General features: G+C 68.4%; 14 protein-coding genes and 2 pseudogenes. All 16 read right to left on the reverse strand.

What is annotated here, in order from left to right; translation table 11 throughout:
- Nucleotides 1-200: 200 nt before the first annotated feature.
- The 16 genes and pseudogenes from ACH442_RS39045 to ACH442_RS39120 all read right to left on the reverse strand — a co-directional run bounded on the left by ACH442_RS39045 (nt 201) and on the right by ACH442_RS39120 (nt 16,245).
- The gene (locus ACH442_RS39045; protein WP_396343150.1) at nt 201-1,091 is read right to left on the reverse strand and encodes a recombinase family protein; all 891 of its coding nucleotides are present in this window, start codon (nt 1,089-1,091) and stop codon (nt 201-203) included.
- A complete protein-coding gene (locus ACH442_RS39050; protein ID WP_396343151.1) occupies nt 1,033-1,476 on the reverse strand; it encodes a recombinase family protein in 444 nt (147 codons plus the stop codon). Before ACH442_RS39050 ends, ACH442_RS39045 begins: the two co-directional genes overlap by 59 nt.
- Nucleotides 1,477-2,210: 734 nt before the next feature.
- A pseudogene (locus ACH442_RS39055) lies at nt 2,211-2,414 on the reverse strand (IS5/IS1182 family transposase); the annotation flags it as partial.
- A gap of 146 nt (nt 2,415-2,560) precedes the next feature.
- Nucleotides 2,561-2,937 (reverse strand): annotated as a pseudogene (locus tag ACH442_RS39060) (transposase family protein); the annotation flags it as partial.
- Between the two features lie 298 nt (nt 2,938-3,235).
- Nucleotides 3,236-3,685: a MarR family winged helix-turn-helix transcriptional regulator gene (locus tag ACH442_RS39065; RefSeq protein WP_396343152.1), complete on the reverse strand. Its 450-nt coding sequence runs from the start codon at nt 3,683-3,685 to the stop codon at nt 3,236-3,238.
- 142 nt (nt 3,686-3,827) lie between these two features.
- On the reverse strand, nt 3,828-5,234 hold the full coding sequence (locus ACH442_RS39070) for a DUF3533 domain-containing protein (RefSeq protein ID WP_396343153.1): 1,407 nt from the start codon (nt 5,232-5,234) through the stop codon (nt 3,828-3,830).
- 92 nt (nt 5,235-5,326) lie between these two features.
- Entirely contained in the window at nt 5,327-6,763 is a 1,437-nt protein-coding gene (locus tag ACH442_RS39075) for an aldehyde dehydrogenase family protein (protein WP_396343154.1), read from the reverse strand.
- On the reverse strand, nt 6,760-7,899 hold the full coding sequence (locus ACH442_RS39080) for an NAD(P)-dependent alcohol dehydrogenase (RefSeq protein ID WP_396343155.1): 1,140 nt from the start codon (nt 7,897-7,899) through the stop codon (nt 6,760-6,762). The genes ACH442_RS39075 and ACH442_RS39080 overlap by 4 nt, the downstream gene beginning before the upstream one ends.
- Nucleotides 7,900-7,915: 16 nt before the next feature.
- Complete coding sequence (locus tag ACH442_RS39085) at nt 7,916-9,025, reverse strand: zinc-binding alcohol dehydrogenase family protein (protein WP_396343156.1); 1,110 nt, start codon at nt 9,023-9,025, stop codon at nt 7,916-7,918.
- A complete protein-coding gene (locus ACH442_RS39090) occupies nt 9,022-10,620 on the reverse strand; it encodes a bifunctional 3-(3-hydroxy-phenyl)propionate/3-hydroxycinnamic acid hydroxylase (RefSeq protein ID WP_396343157.1) in 1,599 nt (532 codons plus the stop codon). The genes ACH442_RS39085 and ACH442_RS39090 overlap by 4 nt, the downstream gene beginning before the upstream one ends.
- The gene (locus tag ACH442_RS39095; protein WP_396343158.1) at nt 10,617-11,717 is read right to left on the reverse strand and encodes an alcohol dehydrogenase catalytic domain-containing protein; all 1,101 of its coding nucleotides are present in this window, start codon (nt 11,715-11,717) and stop codon (nt 10,617-10,619) included. Before ACH442_RS39095 ends, ACH442_RS39090 begins: the two co-directional genes overlap by 4 nt.
- A gap of 25 nt (nt 11,718-11,742) precedes the next feature.
- Nucleotides 11,743-12,723, reverse strand: a complete 981-nt coding sequence (locus tag ACH442_RS39100; protein ID WP_396343159.1) for a hypothetical protein — start codon at nt 12,721-12,723, stop codon at nt 11,743-11,745.
- A gap of 43 nt (nt 12,724-12,766) precedes the next feature.
- Nucleotides 12,767-13,516 (reverse strand): dienelactone hydrolase family protein, encoded by a 750-nt coding sequence (locus ACH442_RS39105; protein WP_396343160.1) that lies wholly within the window; start codon nt 13,514-13,516, stop codon nt 12,767-12,769.
- 79 nt (nt 13,517-13,595) lie between these two features.
- A complete protein-coding gene (locus ACH442_RS39110; RefSeq protein ID WP_396343161.1) occupies nt 13,596-14,300 on the reverse strand; it encodes a class II aldolase/adducin family protein in 705 nt (234 codons plus the stop codon).
- Nucleotides 14,297-15,262, reverse strand: a complete 966-nt coding sequence (locus ACH442_RS39115; RefSeq protein ID WP_396343163.1) for a TAXI family TRAP transporter solute-binding subunit — start codon at nt 15,260-15,262, stop codon at nt 14,297-14,299. Before ACH442_RS39115 ends, ACH442_RS39110 begins: the two co-directional genes overlap by 4 nt.
- A 209-nt stretch (nt 15,263-15,471) precedes the next feature.
- The gene (locus ACH442_RS39120) at nt 15,472-16,245 is read right to left on the reverse strand and encodes a FadR/GntR family transcriptional regulator (protein ID WP_396343164.1); all 774 of its coding nucleotides are present in this window, start codon (nt 16,243-16,245) and stop codon (nt 15,472-15,474) included.
- Between the last annotated feature and the right edge of the window lie 135 nt (nt 16,246-16,380).

The following is a 16,380-nucleotide window of genomic DNA, read 5'->3' on the forward strand; positions in this document are numbered from 1 at the left end:
CGCCGCATGATCCCTGTCAGCCAATTAAGGCCCATTTCTAGGCATCGCCAACTGGAGCGCTACCCGCCCTTACACGAAGACGCCGTCCGAGTGCATACACCCGGACGGCGCTTCAGACCCCTACGGCAGTAGAATAGTTTTAGATAGCTTCTTGGGGCATTGGTTTGTGTCGATCTCCGGACACGTTAAACCCCTGTAGGTTATTCGCGTTTCACGCGACTCCTGCCGGGGTTTTTTGCTGTCCAGGCCCGCCGGATCGCCACCGCATCCGGCACCACCGGACCACGACCCTGCCGCCTGCCACCGACGGTGAACGGCAACGCCAACTGCGACGGGCCCCGCTGCGCCGGCACCGGGCGCTGTGTCCCGACCGTCGCGGTGTCACCGTCGGCGCCCGGGTCAGCCGCGGTCACGGCATTGAACTCGTCTGCCGGTTCGATGATCGCATCCTCGATTGCGAGGGTGCCCGAACCGCAGACCACTACCAGGTCATTCGCCCGCAGATACGCGCCCAGATCCTCAGCATCCCCCAGATCCGCGAGCTCGGCGTCCATAGCTTGCAGGGTGCTGAACAGCCGCTCCTGCGGCCAGTACACCCACGGCGGCTTTCCCTCAGCCGCCAGCTGCGCGCTCGTGTGACCGTGCCGGCACCGGTAGCCCGGCTTCCGATTCAACCAGTGCGCCGACAGCCGCCGCCCGCACACCGCGCAGATCAGCAACCCGGTCAGCGCATACCGGCGCACCTGCCCACCATCCGGCTCCGCAACAGCAGTGATCCCCTGCGCTGCCAGGTAGTCGGCAGCCGACACCAACTCCGGATGCGTCTGCTCCGCCGAGACCACCCAGTCCGACCGCGGAGTCCACACCCTCACCGGCCCCATACTGGACCGTTTGTCCCCCGGCACCGCCTCCCGATGATCGGTGAACTGCCGATTCCACACCTGACGGCCGGTGTACCGCGGATTCGCCAGGATCGCCGCGACCGTCCGCAACGTCCACACCGTCTTCCGCCGGTGCGGATTCCGCTCCGGATCATGCGCACTCGGTGACGGCACTCCACGCTCGTTGAGCGCCCGGGCAATGCTCGACACGCTGTAGCATCTTCAACACCGCCCGATGCTCCGGCTCGGCCAGATCCACCGGCCCCTCGAGCTCGGGCAACCACAGCTGCACCCCGTAGGCATTCAACTGCGCGATGACCGACTGCGCCTGACCCGCGGTGAACGCCCGCTCGAACTCCGCCACCACCACCGCGTCGAACTCACCCGCAGGATTAGCGGCCGCCGCCAGCAGCGCCGCCGCCTGCGGACGCCGCGTCCATGGCAGACTTCTCGACCAGCCTTCGTCGAAGAACTCGGCCACCACCCGGCCCCGGCCGGCGATCACCCGTCCGGCAGATTCCAGCTGCCACGCCCGCGACGTGGCAGGATCCTGATAGCCAACCGTCGAGAAACGACCGTAGAACGCGAACCGCAAAGGACCAGGGCGCGGCGGACCAGTGCGACCCCGATGCCGCGACGACGTCACGGGCACCTGGAGCCAAGAGTCAAGTGAGTAAGTCGGCGAATATTGCAGCCCAGAGGATGGCATATCGATCACCGCAATCTCAGGTGATTAACCGCCATTTATCTCTAGCACCACAGGCTTTCCAGTAACCAGGCCCGCGCTCGACATGTCACCCTGACCGCGCTCAGGACGCATGCATGCATCGTCCGGCAGGAGTACAACAAGGAAGCTGCCAAGCCGACCGTACGCTTCATCGTCTGGGCCACCTATCGTGGTTTAGACAACAACGTCGACCGACGCTGGGCTCTCGGGACGATTCGGTCCAGCATTCTTCGCCTGCGGCGCGCTCTGCCACCTGATTGCCGCCGTCGGTGTCGAGGACGACCCGGCATACAACTTGACTCAACTGCCGAGTTGAGTGCAGTCACCACACCAGCGAGAAGTTGTGGGGGTAACGGTCTTTGTTCACATTTTTCTCAGTAGTCGCGCTGGTACCGAAGAGCTGGGGATTTGAAGCGCACGCCACGGCCCCAAAGTACGCTAAACGCCGGTAGCAACCGGCGCTGGAACTCACCGACATAACAACCCAATACGGTTCGGAGACGATGCCGCTGCATACGTTTACCGCCACGCACGCAGACCGGGTGCGGGGCGGCGAAGGAATGCACGAGGCCGGCGAGAGCCGTCATCTCGGGGCAGGCGGTCGTGAGGAGGCGAACATGTCCTGTTGCCGCTGGCTGCGTGTAGGTGTCGCCGTTGCGCAGGTGGGCAAGGGCGAGCAGAGCCTGGCGGCCGGGGTTCAACCGCCGCCATCGGGATTTGCGTTGCTGGCGTTGGCTGCGGATGCGGTCTGCGAGGTGGTTCAGGGTCCGGCTGGACAACGAGATCGTGGACGGGTAAGACAGCATGGCGAGGCTCCCGGTCGGGGCATCGGGTTTTGGTCGATTTGCTGTCCTACCTGGAGCCTCGCCCTCATCGATCACCGACCCCCGGCGACGGGCCCTGACCTGCAAGATCAGGTTGAAAAAGGCTCACTGCAAGGCCGACAGCAGACGGACCCGGCACGTCCGGTTAACTCCTTGACCACCGCGCCGATCTGGCTGGCCAGCCGGGGAATGCGGCGTTGATAGCGTTCCAGCACGCCGGGGATCTGCTCACGGAAGGTCTGCCGGCAGCCGCGGGTGGGACGGACCAGACGCCGCACCTGGACCCGCAGCATGACTCGGCGGGCACCGACCGGAACGTCGGCAACCACGCGTCCGTGATAGCCGTGTACCCGCTGCGTCAGCGCCCCGCAGCTCGGCACGCCATCACTGACGACGGTGTCGTTGCCTGGATCAGCATCAGTTCACCTTGGTCAACGACATCCTCGATCACCAGCAGAGACAGACCGGCGAACACCGTGCTTAACACCGCATCGACATCGTTCATACGGCTACAACGAGGCCGATCACTTTTGGTCACCACCGAAAGCGAGACAGAGCCGTTTCCCTGACACTCCCCTCGACGCGGCCCGGATCCGACTATTGCGAGTGAAATTTTGGCCCGCGCACACGGTTCAGCTAATGGACCCTTGATTCTTGCCCAACCTACGGCTCGGGCGAGACGTGGCTGGATCTAATCGACAGACGAGGCATATCCGGCGATTTATCAGCGATATCACATTGCCGCTAATCGACGGTGGGTTCGCATACTTAATCGGCGCTGATGGCACCGAATCGATCGATTGTCAGTCTGGTGGTGGAGCGATTCTTTCGGCGAGTTGCCACAGTTCAGGTAGGGCTTCCGCGATGCGTCGTACTGAATCATCAGGCATGCCCGCCAGTGCCTGAGCAACTCCAGCGTAAAGGCTGGTGTCCGTCTCCCGCGTGGCCGCGTTCATCTTCGCGGTGGGGTGCAGTTGTACATATCTGCGGTCCGCGGGGTCGGGGACGCGAGTGAAGTAGCCGTCGTTGACCAGAATAGTGACGAGGCTGCTGACGTTGTGGGCTTGCATGCGCAACGCTGCCGCAGCCTGCCGGACGGTGATTCCAGGTTCGGCGGCCACCAGGCGCAGCAGCTCTACTTGAGCTGGCGGCCGCACGTTCTCGCCGGTGGGGGGCCGCTGCGATTGGAGGAGTCGGCGGTGCAGGGTCCAGACCAGCCGGGTGAGTTCTTCAGGCATTTCCGCAGCGGTCACGGTCGGCCATTCTATCCAGTGGGCGGGCCTGGGTAGGCGACAGCCGAGGTCGCCTACGACAGTTGGTTCCGGGAAGTGGGTGACGCCCGGCTGCTTCGGACGGGACGGTCCAGCAGCCGGGCGTCACCGGTTTTGGGGCCGGTCAGCCGAGGCCCCGGGTCGCCGATGGTGCGGCGAGCGCTGGCGCGTGGGCGGCTTCTTCGGTGGCCGGCTGGTGCAGGTGGTGGCCGGCGTGCAGGAATTCGCGGATGCGGGTGATCGCGTGCGGGTGGATGCGGTGCAGGCCTTTGCGGTCGTACCAGGTCAGTCCGCCGAAGCCGAGGACCAGGCTGATCAGCAGGCCGGTGAGCAGCAGTGTCCAGCCTCGGGTCAGGCCGGCATCGCCTTGGGCGTCGAAGTAGATGATGGCGCGGACGCCGTCGACCAGTGCCCGGATGGGTGCGAATTCGCCGAGGGTGCGCCAAAAGCTGGGCATGACCTGGAGGGGTACGGCCCCGCCGGAGACCGGGATGGCGCCGGCGACGAAGAAGACCATGGCCGCGATGGTGCCGATGGCGCCGAACAGCGACAGGACGACCAGGGTGCCGATGCCGATGGCGCTGATGCCGGCGACGCTGTAGACCCACAGCAGTGCGGTGTGCGGCAGGTCCAGGTTCAGGGCCAGAGTGCCGGCGGCGATGATGGCGGTCGCGCCCACCACCGCAGCAGCGACCATGACTAGGCATTTGGCGAGCAGGGTCTGGCGCCGGCTGATCAGTTGCGGCAGTTTCACCTGGCGTACGGGGCCGAGGTCGGAGGCGTTGAATCCGAGGTCGGCGTCGACCATGGCGTTGATCAGGTTGGCGCCGAGGAAACCGATCATCATCAGCAGCATCGCGTAGAAGAAGGCTGTCATGCCCATACCGGTGCGTTCACCGAGCGGGGCGCCCTGCTGTTCGGTGACGGTGATGGGGTCGGCGAGCAGGACGGCGTTGGCGGCGGCGATCGTCGCGCCGGCGCTCTGCGCCTGCTGCGACAGGATTCCCGCGGCGTATGCGGATCCGCCGCGAACTGCGGACTCGGCGATCTCGGTGCCGATCGACGAGGCCATGCTGCCGGCACCGTGATTGGTCAGCACGGTCACTTCGGGGCGCTGCGGAGCGGCGCTGACCAAGGTCAGCATGCGGCTGGTGTAGTCCTCAGGAATTACGACCGCGGCGAACAGCTTGTCTTTGCCGATGGCGGTCTTGACGGCTTCGAGGGAGTCGTAGGTCTTCCACAGCACCGCGTCCTGTGGCTGCTGTTTCTGGGCGAGGATGCCGGCGACGACCTGTGTGCCGAGGTTCTGCTGGGTGCCGTTGACTTGCGCGCCCTTGTCGAGAGAGACCAGTCCGACGGGTGCGTCGCGCAGGTCGGCCTGCGGGTTGGCGACGCTGCCGGCGAACACGATGGCGATCACGAAGATGGTGACCGACAGCAGCACGGTGGGCAGGAGCCAGGTGCGAGGGGCGCGCAGGAAACGCAGCGCGGTGAGCGGCGTGGCCGCATGGCGGTGATCGGGGGACGGCATGAGCAAAAGATACCTCTAGCACTAGAGCTATTTTCTAGTGGCGATCACTGTGGGTATCGGCACACTCGGGCCGACCGTCCCCCGGCCTGGCGTCATCGCACGGTGTGGACGAGGTGCTTGATCTCCTGGAACTCGGTGAGAGCCCGCGCCCCGTTGAGCCGGCCGACGCCGCTCTGTTTGAAGCCGCCCTCCTCCATCTGGTCGCGGATGACACCCCACCCGTTGGTCCACACCGTTCCCGCGTCGATGCGGCGGGCCACCCGCAGAGGCCGGTCCACGTCCCGGGTCCAGACCGAGGCTGCCAGTCCGTACTCGGTGGCGTTCGCGCGCACGATCGCGTCGGTCTCGTCGCCGAAGACCTCGAAGGTGGCGACCGGGCCGAACACTTCACGCTGAACCAGCGGCGCCTGCACGTCGTCGACCTCGATCAAGGCCGGCAGTACGAATGCGCCGGCCCCGGCAGGATCGGCCAATCCGCCGCGGACCAGGATCGAGCCGTACTCGCCGGCCTCGGCGATCATCCGGTCGATGCGCAGCGCCTGTGCCCGGTCGATCACCGGGCCCATGTCGGTTCCCGGTTCGTCACCGGGGCCGACCTTGATCGCCTGCAGTGCGGCGATCATCCGCGTACGCAGCTGCTCCGCGATGCCGCGCTGGGCGAGGATGCGGCTGCCGGCCATGCAGAACTGGCCGGCGAACGTGGTGATGGCGGCGGTGAGGATCGGCACGACCACATCGAGGTCGGCGTCGTCGAAGACGATCATCGGTGACTTGCCGCCCAGCTCCAGCGAGCATGGCTTCAGGCGCTTCGCGGCGTCGGCCATGATCCGGCGCCCGACAGCGGTGGACCCGGTGTAGCTGATCACATCGGTGTCCGGGTGTGACACCAGCAGGGGCGCACCGTCGTTGCCGGCTTCGGTGAAGGCATTTACCACGCCGGCCGGCAGGCTCTTGGTCGCCGCGATGATCTCGTACAGCAGCCCGTTGGTCAGCGCGGTCTGCGCGGGCATTTTCATCGCCACGGTGCAGCCGGCGGCGAGCGCCGGCGCGAACGATCGCACCGCCAGGATCACCGGGGAGTTCCAGGGGACGATCACCGCCGCGACGCCGAGGGGTTGGTGCAACGTCATCGAGTAGCTGCCGGGGGCGAGTTCGGCGGCGCGGCCGGTGTCGGTCAGTGCCAAGGCGGCGTTGTAGCGCAGTTTCGGGATTGTGGAGTCGATCTCCATTGCCGCGTCAGCGAGCTTCTTGCCGTTCTCCCGCGACAGGATTTGGACCAGCTCGTCACGGCGGGCGTCCATCCGGTCGGCCATCTCCAGCAGTGCACGAGCGCGCATCTGGCGGTCGGCGGCCCACGCGGTGTCGCGGAAGGCGGCGCGGGCTGCGGCGATGGCGTTGCCGGCGGTCACGGCGCCGGCGTCGGCGTAGGTGCCGATGACAGCGCCGGTGGCCGGGGCGTGCGCGTTTCCGATCGCGTGGCCGTCGCTCCATTGCCCGCCGATGTAGTTGCGTGCGTGCGGGAGCGTCATCGGTTCGCCTCGCTCGGCTCGTCGTCGAAGACGATCACCGGTTTGATGGTGCGCCCGGAGCGGGCATCGTCGACCGCCTGGTCGAGCCGCTGCACGGGATAGAGCTCGACGAAGCGGTCGTACGGCAGCCGGCCCTGCCGGAACAGGTCGATCAGGGCGGGGATGAAGGTGATCCGGTCGGAGCCGCCTTCGGTGACGCCGCGGATGGTGCGCCCGTCGATGAGGGCGTTGACGTCGAAGCAGGCCCGGCTTCCCGCGGCCGGGGCACCGACGACAGCGACGGTGCCGTAGGCGGCGATGGCCGTGGCGGCCAGTTCCAGTAGCGCGGGCACGCCGGTGGTCTCGACGACGTAGGTGACGCCGCGGCCGCCGGTGATGTCGGCCAGACGCTTGCCGAGGTCTTCGGTGCCGGTGTCGATGGTGTGGGTCGCCCCGAGCTCGGCGGCCAGGTCGAGGCGTGACCGCACGCGGTCGGCGGCGATCACGGTTGCCGTCGTGCTCAGCCGGGCGGCCATCACCGCGGACAAGCCGACAGCTCCGGCACCGAAGACCGCCAGGGTGTCGCCGGGTCCTGGCTGAAGCAGGTTCAGCACGGCCCCGGTGCCGGTCTGGATGCCGCAGCCGACCGGTGCGAGAAGGGCGAGTTCACGATCGTCGCGCGGTTGCACGCGGACCACGCTGTGCGCGGACACCACCGCGTGCCGGGCCAGTGAAGACTGGCCGAAGAACAGCGCTCCGACCGGTGTCCCATCGGCGGTTCGCGCCGGGCTGCTCCCGTCGGGCCGGGCGGCACCGAAGTTGCGCGGGAAGTAGGTATCGCAGCGGGTGGGCTGACCGATGCGGCAGCGGGGGCACCGGCCGCAGGAGTTGAAGGACAGCACGACCCGGTCGCCCGGTTGCAGGTGCGGGGTGCCGGGACCGACGGCTTCGACGATTCCGGCGCCCTCGTGGCCCAGGATCGCGGGCAGTGGCGTCGGCAGACGCCCGGCGAGCACCGACAGGTCGGTGTGGCACAACCCGGTGGCGACCAGCCGGACCAGGACCTCGTCCGGTCCCGGTTCGTCGAGCAGGACCGTCTCCCAGCTGAAGGTGTCCGCGCCGGGTCTGGCGATGGCCGCCGTGGTGGGGATGGGCACGTGGATTCTCCCTTGATCAGACGGCTGAGGTCGTGGCGGTCGCCGCGGGTTTGAGGACGATCCGGCCGACGACATCGGTGCCGTCCTCCATCAGCGTGTGGGCCGCGGCAGCTTCGGCCAGCGGGAAGCGCGCCGCGATCGGCGTATGCAGCCGCCCGTCGGCCAGCAGAGCCAGCACGCGCAGCGCGTCCTCGTGCCGGGCACCGCGGGCGCCGACGATGCCGGCCTCCAGGCGAGTCATGTCGAAGACGGTGAACGGCATCGGCCCGGGCGGGTTCTGCTCCCCCGCCGCCGGGCACAGGGTGCCGCCCAGGCGCAACGCATCGAACCCGAGCCGCAGCAAGACTGCACTGGTCGAATAGTCGACGGTATGGTCGACGCCGACGCCACCGGTCAGTTCGCGGATCTGCGCGGCCGCGGCGTCGAGGTCGGCGGTGAGGATGACATCGTCGGCGCCGGCGTCGCGCAGCCGGGCGGCACGGTCGGCGTGCCGGGTGGTCGCGACGGCCCGTACGCCGAAGATCGCGGACAGTTGCAGGGTGGCCAGGCCCATCGGTCCGCCGGCACCGGTCACCAGCAGGGTGTCTCCGGCGCGAACCTGGAGCCGGTCGCGCAGAATCCGGTGGCTGGTGCCGTAGGACCAGAGCGTGACCGCGGCCTGTTCGAGGTCCACGTGCTCAGGCAGCGGCAGCCACAGCCGTTCGTCGCGCACCAGGTAGTCGGCGTACGCGCCGGGCGCCTGATGTCCGGGGATGGCGATGCCGGTCGACAGGTTGCCCAGCCCCCGGTACGTCTCGATGGTGTGGGGGTTCTCCGGATGGACGACGGCGACGACCCGGTCACCCGGCCGGTGTGCGGTGACGTCCGTACCGACGGCGACCACCGTCCCGGCGGCTTCGCGGCCGAGCTGTTGCGGCATCGGGAACGGATCGCGGCCGGGTAGTTTCGTGCCGTGCTGCAGACCCCGCCGGTATTTGAGGTCCCAGCCGGAAACGCCGGCGGTGTCGACGGCGACCAGGACGTCGATGGGCCCGATCGGTGGCAGGGGGCGGGTTTCGACGACCAGGTTGCCCGGGCCGCCGTGTTCGTGCACCCAGATCGCGGTGGTGCTGCGCGGCGTCGTCATGCGAGCACATCCCAGACGCCGGCGCCGATCTTCTCGACGTCTGCCGGGCCCATCACCGCGGCGACATACCGGTCGGGTTTGACCAGCACGAACCGGCCGCGCGCGGACTGCAGGGCCTGTTCCATGGTGCCGTCGGCGTCCGCGACTGCCAATCTGTCGTCGGTGTCGCAGGGCAGCCGGTCGTCGAAGAGCACATCGATGCGGCGGAACGGCACCGCGAGCCCACGCCACCAGGCGCTGGTCTCGAAGGCCTTCCAGGCGACGGCCGGCACCTGCACGCCGAGCACGGCGAATCCGGGGCCGAGTACGTCGTCGAGCGGCACGGGACGCAGGCGCGGTGGTTGCAGCACGCGCGGTTGCGGCAGCAACGTGCCGGTCAGCTGGTGGGTGTCGAAGACGCATCCCTGGCGCTGCCGGACCGCCGGCCGGAACCGCATCTGGGTCAGGTAGCGGCGCCCGGCCGGCACTGTCAGCATGGCGCGTACGGCGAGGTCACGGATCAGGGCCCGGCAACGGTCGGTGGTCATGACGACGTTACCGAGCTGCGCCGAGTACTTGACCATCGCGGTGGCGTGCGGCAGGCGTTCCTGCTCGTAGGTGTCGAGCAGGCGTGCGGCGGCGCGTTCCTGCCAGACCTCGGTGATCTTCCATGCGATGTTGGCGGCGTCGCGGACCCCCGAGTTGAGGCCCTGCCCGGCGAACGGTGGCATCATGTGCGCGGCGTCGCCCAGCAGCAGGCACCGTCCGTCGCGCCAGCGGTCGGCGACGACCGCGTTAAAGGTGTAGTTGGTGGAACGTTCGACCTGTTGTTCGGTGATCTGCCGGTACGGGGCGACCAGCCGGCGGATCGTGTCGAAGTCGGTGGGGCCTTTCTGTCCTTCGCCGGGCTGCAGTCGGAATTCGTAGCGGCAGCGGCCGTTGCGGCCGGGAACGATCACGGTGGGCCGGTCCGGGCGGCCGTGGTGCATACCGTATCGCTGGTCGTGGGTGTCGCCGGTGGTGTCGGCGACCAGCCACACGTCGGCGTGGCTGGTACCGGTCATACCGATGCCCAGAATCTCGCGGACGGTGGACCGGCCGCCGTCGCAGGCCAGCACCCAGCTGAATTGGCGTGTCTCGGCCGGGGCGCCCGGCTGGCCGGTGGGGCGCAGCTCGACGACCGCGGCGGCCTGGTCGCTGCCGCGGTCGAGGACGGCGACCAGTTCGGTGCCGAACCGTACGTCTGCTTGCGGCCGTGACTTGAGGGCGTCGAGCAGCACCCGCTCCAGTTCGGGCTGGGCGAACTGGTTCTTGAACGGGAAGCCGTTGCGGTAGGGCTGTGGTCCGCGGGCGTGGAACAGCGGGCGACCCTTGCGGTCGTAGTAGCGGGTGCCGGTGCCGGGCACGACGATGTCGAGCACCGCCTCGGCGAGGCCGGCGCGTTGCAGCGTGCGCAGCGACTCATCGTCGAGGCTGATCGCTTTGGCCTCGTCGCTGGTCGACAGGTTGCGTTCGACGAGCGTGACCGGCACTCCGGCGGCGCTGAGCAGGTTGGCGACGGTGAGCCCGACCGGGCCGCCGCCGACGACCAGCACCGGCAGCTGGTCCTGGGTCACGGGGTGACCACCGCCATCCAGATGGGTTCGACCCGGCTCTGCAGGGCGGCGACGGCAACGTCCGCCTGGGCCAGCGGGAACCGGTGGGTGATGAGGTCGTCGATGCTCAGGGCGCCGGCAGCGAGCAGATCGAGCACTTCCCGGGCGTCGGTGCGGGTGCAGGCGCGGGTGCCGACCACCCGCCAGCAGTTGACCATGATCGCGATGTAGGGCAGGGCGAGCGGGGCACGGTTGGCGCCCATGTGGACCAGGGTGCCGCCGGTGGTGAGCGCCGCCAGGCTCTGTGTGGAGGCGGGTCCGTCCGGGATGAAGTCCAGGACGGCGTCGGCGCCGTGCGGTACCAAGGCCCGCAGGGCTCGGGTGAGGCCTCCGGTGGTGGCCCAGTCGTCCGGGAGGGTGTCGAGGGCGACGACATCGGTCGCGACCTCGCCGGCCAGTTGCCGGACCGCGTCAAGACGTTCGGCGCTACGGCCGACCAGGATCAGGCGGGCTACCCCGAAGTGGGCGGCGAGTTTGATGGTGGCGGTGCCCATCGTTCCGGTCGCGGCGGTCACGATGAGGGTGGCCGCGTTGGGCAGGGCGGCGCATTTGAGGGCGCGGACCGCGTTGGCCAGGTCGTGAACCTTCGCGCCGACATCGAAGCTGACCGTGTCGGGCAGGGCGTCCACTAGCCAGTGCGGGACGCGCACGTACTCGGCGAGGCCGCCGTCGTGGTACCGGTCGTACAACGGCATGGGGATCTCGCCGAAGGCGGCGTGGCCGATCATCGCCTGCTGCGGGCACATCATGTCCCGGTCGGAGCGGCAGAAACCGCATTCGCGGCAGTTCAGGTTGGGATGGACCCGGACCCTGGCGCCGACGGCGACGCTGTCGACGGCGTCACCGATCGCGGCGATCGTGCCGGCGGCCTCGTGGCCGAGGGTGGTGGGCAGGTGTTTGAACGCGCCCTGGGCCAGCAACGTCATCATGCCCGGCGCGAGCCCGGCAGAGGCGACCTTGACCAGTACGTCGTGCGGGCCGAGTTCGGGTATTTCGATCTTGTCCAAGTGCAGTCCTGCGGCGCCCTGCTGGGCGCGGGCGGCGAGCATCGTCGTCATGATTTCGTCTCCTTCACCAGGTCGGTCAGCCCCGCAGGGCGGCCAGAAGCTGCGGTGAGTACGGCTCGGCGGTCTTGGCGGTGGGAGCGATCTGAGGCAGCTCACGGTCGGAGTACAGGGCGATGTACTCGGTGTCGTCGTGGCTGATGCTGGTGTGTGCGATCCCCAGCGGGATACGCACGAAGTCACCCGGTTGCAGCTCGACGATCCCGCGCTGGGTCACCAGGGTGCGGTGGCCGCTGACCTGGTACTGGATTTCGTCGGCGTCCAGGGTGCGCCAGTAGACGCGGCCGTCGACAGCGGGCAGCCGTACCATCGCCAGGCGGAAGCAGGCGGAGCGGTAGAGCCAGTTCACCCCGTCGTGGGTGCCCCGCAGGACGTGCAGCCGGTTCTCTTCGGTGTGGACGTGTTCGAGTAGGCGCTGCTCGTCGATGGGGAACACGGTGATGTCGTGGCCGGGGGTCCCCAGGCATTGGGTGACGGCTTCGTTGATAGCGCTGGGTTCCCATCCGGGGAACGCGGGAAAGGTCGCCTCGGACAGCCGGACCGCGGGGCTCTCCTCCCGGGCCGGAGCCGGGGTGTAGAAGAGCAGGTGGCTTTCCTTGCGGCCGTAGTTGTCGTGGGCGACTCCGCGCGGCAGCCGGGAGAATTCTCCGGGCCGGTGTTCGACGACCCCGAGCTCGGTCATCAGGGTCCGGTCGCCAGCGATCTGGTAGGAGATCTCGTCGACGTCGCAGTTGCGGTGGTAGAACGGCTGTCGGTTGTCCATGGTCTGCCACTCGACGCGGACCTGGGCGTTCTCGTAGATGCCGCGCGGCGGTGCGAACGGCTGCGCGGTGTACTCCTGCGGGACGTGCACGACCGTCAGCAGGTCGTGGTCGCGCCACAGCTTGACGGGGAACGGGTTGGCGTGCGGCGCCGCCAGCAGGTGCTCCTCGTCGCGTTCGATCGTGCGTTCCGGCTGGTCGGTGCAGACGACCTGGACGACTTCTTGAACGATGGCCATCGGGCTGCCTCGCTTCGGTGAGTGGTGGATGACCCGGGTTGTCTCAGGCGCCCGCCGGCAGGTGCCGGTCGAGGAATTCATGGGTGCGCTGCCAGGCCAGTTGCGCCGGCTGCGGGTGGTACATGTGCGGCCGGGCGTCGCAAGCGAAGGCGTGACCGGCGCCGGCGTAGACGTAGCTGTCGAACGTGACTCCGGCCTCGGTCAACGCGTTGTCGATCGCGGCGACCTGCTCCGCAGGGATCGTGGGATCCTCGGCGCCGACGTGCAGCAGCATCGGGGCGTCGATGAACTTGGCGCGGTCGAGGACGGCGTGCGGGCCGGCGGCGATGCCTGGCCCGTAGAACACGACGGTGGCGCCCAGGCCGGGAATCGCGGTGGCTGCGGTGAAGGCCGCACGCCCACCGAAGCAGAATCCGTGGATCGCGGCGCGGCTGACCGGGATGTTCTCGGTGGTGCCCAGGTAGGCCAGGACCGCACCGACGTCGGTGACGATGGCGTCTGCCCCGATGGCGCCGATCAGCGGCATCGCTTCGGCGTGCTGCTGGTAGTCGAGGGTGCCGACACCGTTGCGGTGAAACAGGTCGGGAGCCACGGCGAGGAATCCGCGGGCCGCGTAGCGGCGGGTGATGTCCTGGATATGGTCGTTGACGCCGAAGGCTTCCTGCAGCACGATCACGGCCCGATCGGCGGGACCTGCGGGTCGGGCGGTGTACACACGCATCGGCCCGTCGGGGGTCGGCACCGTGATCCACTCGGTGCCGGCGGCTGATGCGGTGCTGGTCGGGTCGGCCATGAAGAATTCCTTAGTCGCTGAGAGAACTGGTGAAATCGGTGCTCGAGTACGGGTGCAGGCGGCGGATGCCGGGGCCGGCTCAGAGGGCAAGCCCGGCGGTGGTGCTGCGCAGCAGGTACTGCCAGCCCGCCTCGATTTGCGCGTCGGGCCAGCATTCGCTGCGTTTGGCGCGCGCCTCGGCTCGATCGGAGTGAATGGTGACCGGGCCGGCCGCCATGGCCGCGAGTTGGGTCTGGCAGGCGCGGTCGAGCAGGACCGCATGCATGACGGCCGCGGCGACGCTGCGACCGGCGGCGACCATGCCGTGCTTGGGCATGAGCGCGGCGGGGGCGTCGCCGAGCGCCTCGGCCAGGCTCTTGCCCAGCGCGGGTGTGCTGACCAGGGCGCCGGTCTCGCGGAAGCGCGGCACGTCGTCGCCGCCGAACAGTGCGCCTTCGTGGGAGAGGGCCAGCAGCGGTACGTCGAGGGCGGCGAACGCGACGGCGTTGCGGGCGTGGGTGTGCACGGAGCAGACCAGGTCGGGGCGGGCTCGCAGCACTTCGAGGTGGATGTGGCATTCCTTGTGAGGTTTGCCGGTGCCGGTGAGCACCTCGGCGTCAAAGGAGACCAGCTGCAGCAAGGTGGGGTCGACTTCTTCGAGGCCCCAGCCGGGTGACTTGATCCAGATGCCGCGGTTGTTCGGGTCGCGGACGGCGACGTGCCCCCAGATCATGTCCTGGTGACCGGCGGCCGCCAGGGCGTTGGAGGCCTGAACAGCCAGCTGTTGGGCTTCATCGGGAGTCATGGGCGCGGCAGTGCCTGGTAGTAACGGGCGGCGCCGGGATGCAGCGGGACCGGGGTCACGCCCATGGTGGCCGGGTCCAGCGGGTAGGTGATCGGGCTGCGCTCGGGCGCCAGGTGCCGGTACTGGCCCTCGATGAGGTGCCGGGTCTCGCCCAGCACCCAGGCGATCGCGTAGGCGACGTCGTCGGCAAGGTCGGCGCGGGTAAGGACGAGGAAGTCGGAGAAGTCGAGGGTCCGGAAGCTGCCGCTGCCGGGGAAGTGCCCGTCGTCGACGGTCGCGGCCGGCCAGCTGTAGTCGTTCCACAGGCCGTCGAGCACGTCGGTTTCGACCTCGAGGAAGTTCATGTCGGGGCTGATCTGCTGCCAGGCGGGCAGCATGTAGGCCTCGTGCGCGATGGCGTCGGCGCGGCCGTCGCGGACGTGGTCGAGGGTTTCGAAGGGGCGTTCGTCCTCGAGGAACTGCCCGCCCCAGGCGCGGATGTCGACGCCGGACCGGTTCAGGATCTCGTGTGCTGCCAGGCCGACGTAGTTGACGCCGTCGTTGATGGAGGTGGCCAGCTTCAGCGGTGGCTTCTTCTCGCGCAGTTCGGCGAAGGTGGTGACGCCCCAGGACTTGTGCACGCCGATGACCAGGCGGTCGCGCTGCGGGACGACGCCCAGTGCGCGCAGCTCCGGAAATCCTTCCGCGCTGAAGACGCCGCGGGCGTCGAGCGCGGCAGTGGTGAACGCGACCGGTGTCGTCATCGCGACGTCGACTTCGCCGCGGCCGACCGCACGGACGGAGTCGCTGAACCCGCGGCCATTCCAGATTGCGATGCGGGTGTGCGGGCCGCATCGGTCGGTGAGTTCCTGGGAGATCCACCCGCAGACCCGGTGCAAATTCGCGGTGCCCCAGTCACCGCGCAGGTGCAGCGTCAGAGAGCGGTTGATTTTCGGTTCCGCAGGCCGCGTGCCTGCCGTCATGTCGGGTGACATGGCCACTTCCCCACCATCGCCGGAGTCCTATCTGAGAGGACTATGGTCCTGTTTTTTGAAAAAATCTAGTGCCGGAATGTCGACTACCCGCAACAAGCCGGTCATGCGCCGGTGACATGAAGTTGTATCACCTCTAGCACTAGAGGTGTATCCCCTGATCAGCAGTAGACCGGTGGCTCATGACGCTGTCCGGCCGGTCAGGCGCTGAGGTTGGCCCCGCTGTCGGCATGTTCGGCGATCAGGCGCATCGCTTCGTCACGGTCGCGTTTGTCGAGCGCGTCGACCAGCGCCGCGTGCAACCGGCACCGGTCCCGGATGTGCTCATCCAGCGGCTTGCGGCCGTCGGGGCGCACCGATACCGTGCGCCGCTCAACGAGGTCGAGCAGTCCCAGATACATCGAACGCAGCAGAGTGTTCGGGCTGACTGCGGCGATCCGGGCGTGCAGTCGCCAATTGGCCCGGACGAAGGCGTCCGGGTCGGCCGCGTCGGCCGCGTCCTGCATCTGACCCACCAGTGCCCGCATGTCCTGGATGTCGGCGGGAGAGCCGTGCCAGAGCGCATCCTCGACGAGCAACGGATCGAGGGCGTTACGGATCCGGACGGCCTCCGCGACATCGGCGGCGTCGCCGTCCAGGGCGAGCACCGAATGTCCCAGCCGCACCATGGGTGACTGCTCGGCGGCGAACAGGCCCCCGCCCGGGCCCGGCCGCACGGTCACCAGGCCGCGCGCCTGCAACAGCCGCAGTGTCTCGTTGAAGGTTCCGACCGAGACGCCGCAGCGGGCCCGTAGTTCTTCCTTGGTGCCCAGGCGAGCCCCTGGCACAGCTGCAGCGACCAGCGTCGCCACCAGGTCGGCCGCCTGCTCGGCGCGCCCCTGAGCGGCTGGACGCGTCCAGTCGCCGCGGCGCAGTGCCGGCGGGTCGGCCGGGTCGCTCGGCGCGCGGTCGTTCTTGCCGCCGCTACGCACCATCGCGTGCCCCCTCGCGCTTCGCGCCGCCCGCAGGTCGCCGCCGGGTCACCGAAATGAATATGACGAATATAGCCCAGGCCCTTGACTCGCCGCGTAACCGGGATGCAGCATCGCCGTAATCATTATGATGATTTC

Origin of the sequence: Actinoplanes sp. NPDC020271, assembly GCF_044388125.1 — a bacterium.
Taxonomy (GTDB): domain Bacteria; phylum Actinomycetota; class Actinomycetes; order Mycobacteriales; family Micromonosporaceae; genus Actinoplanes.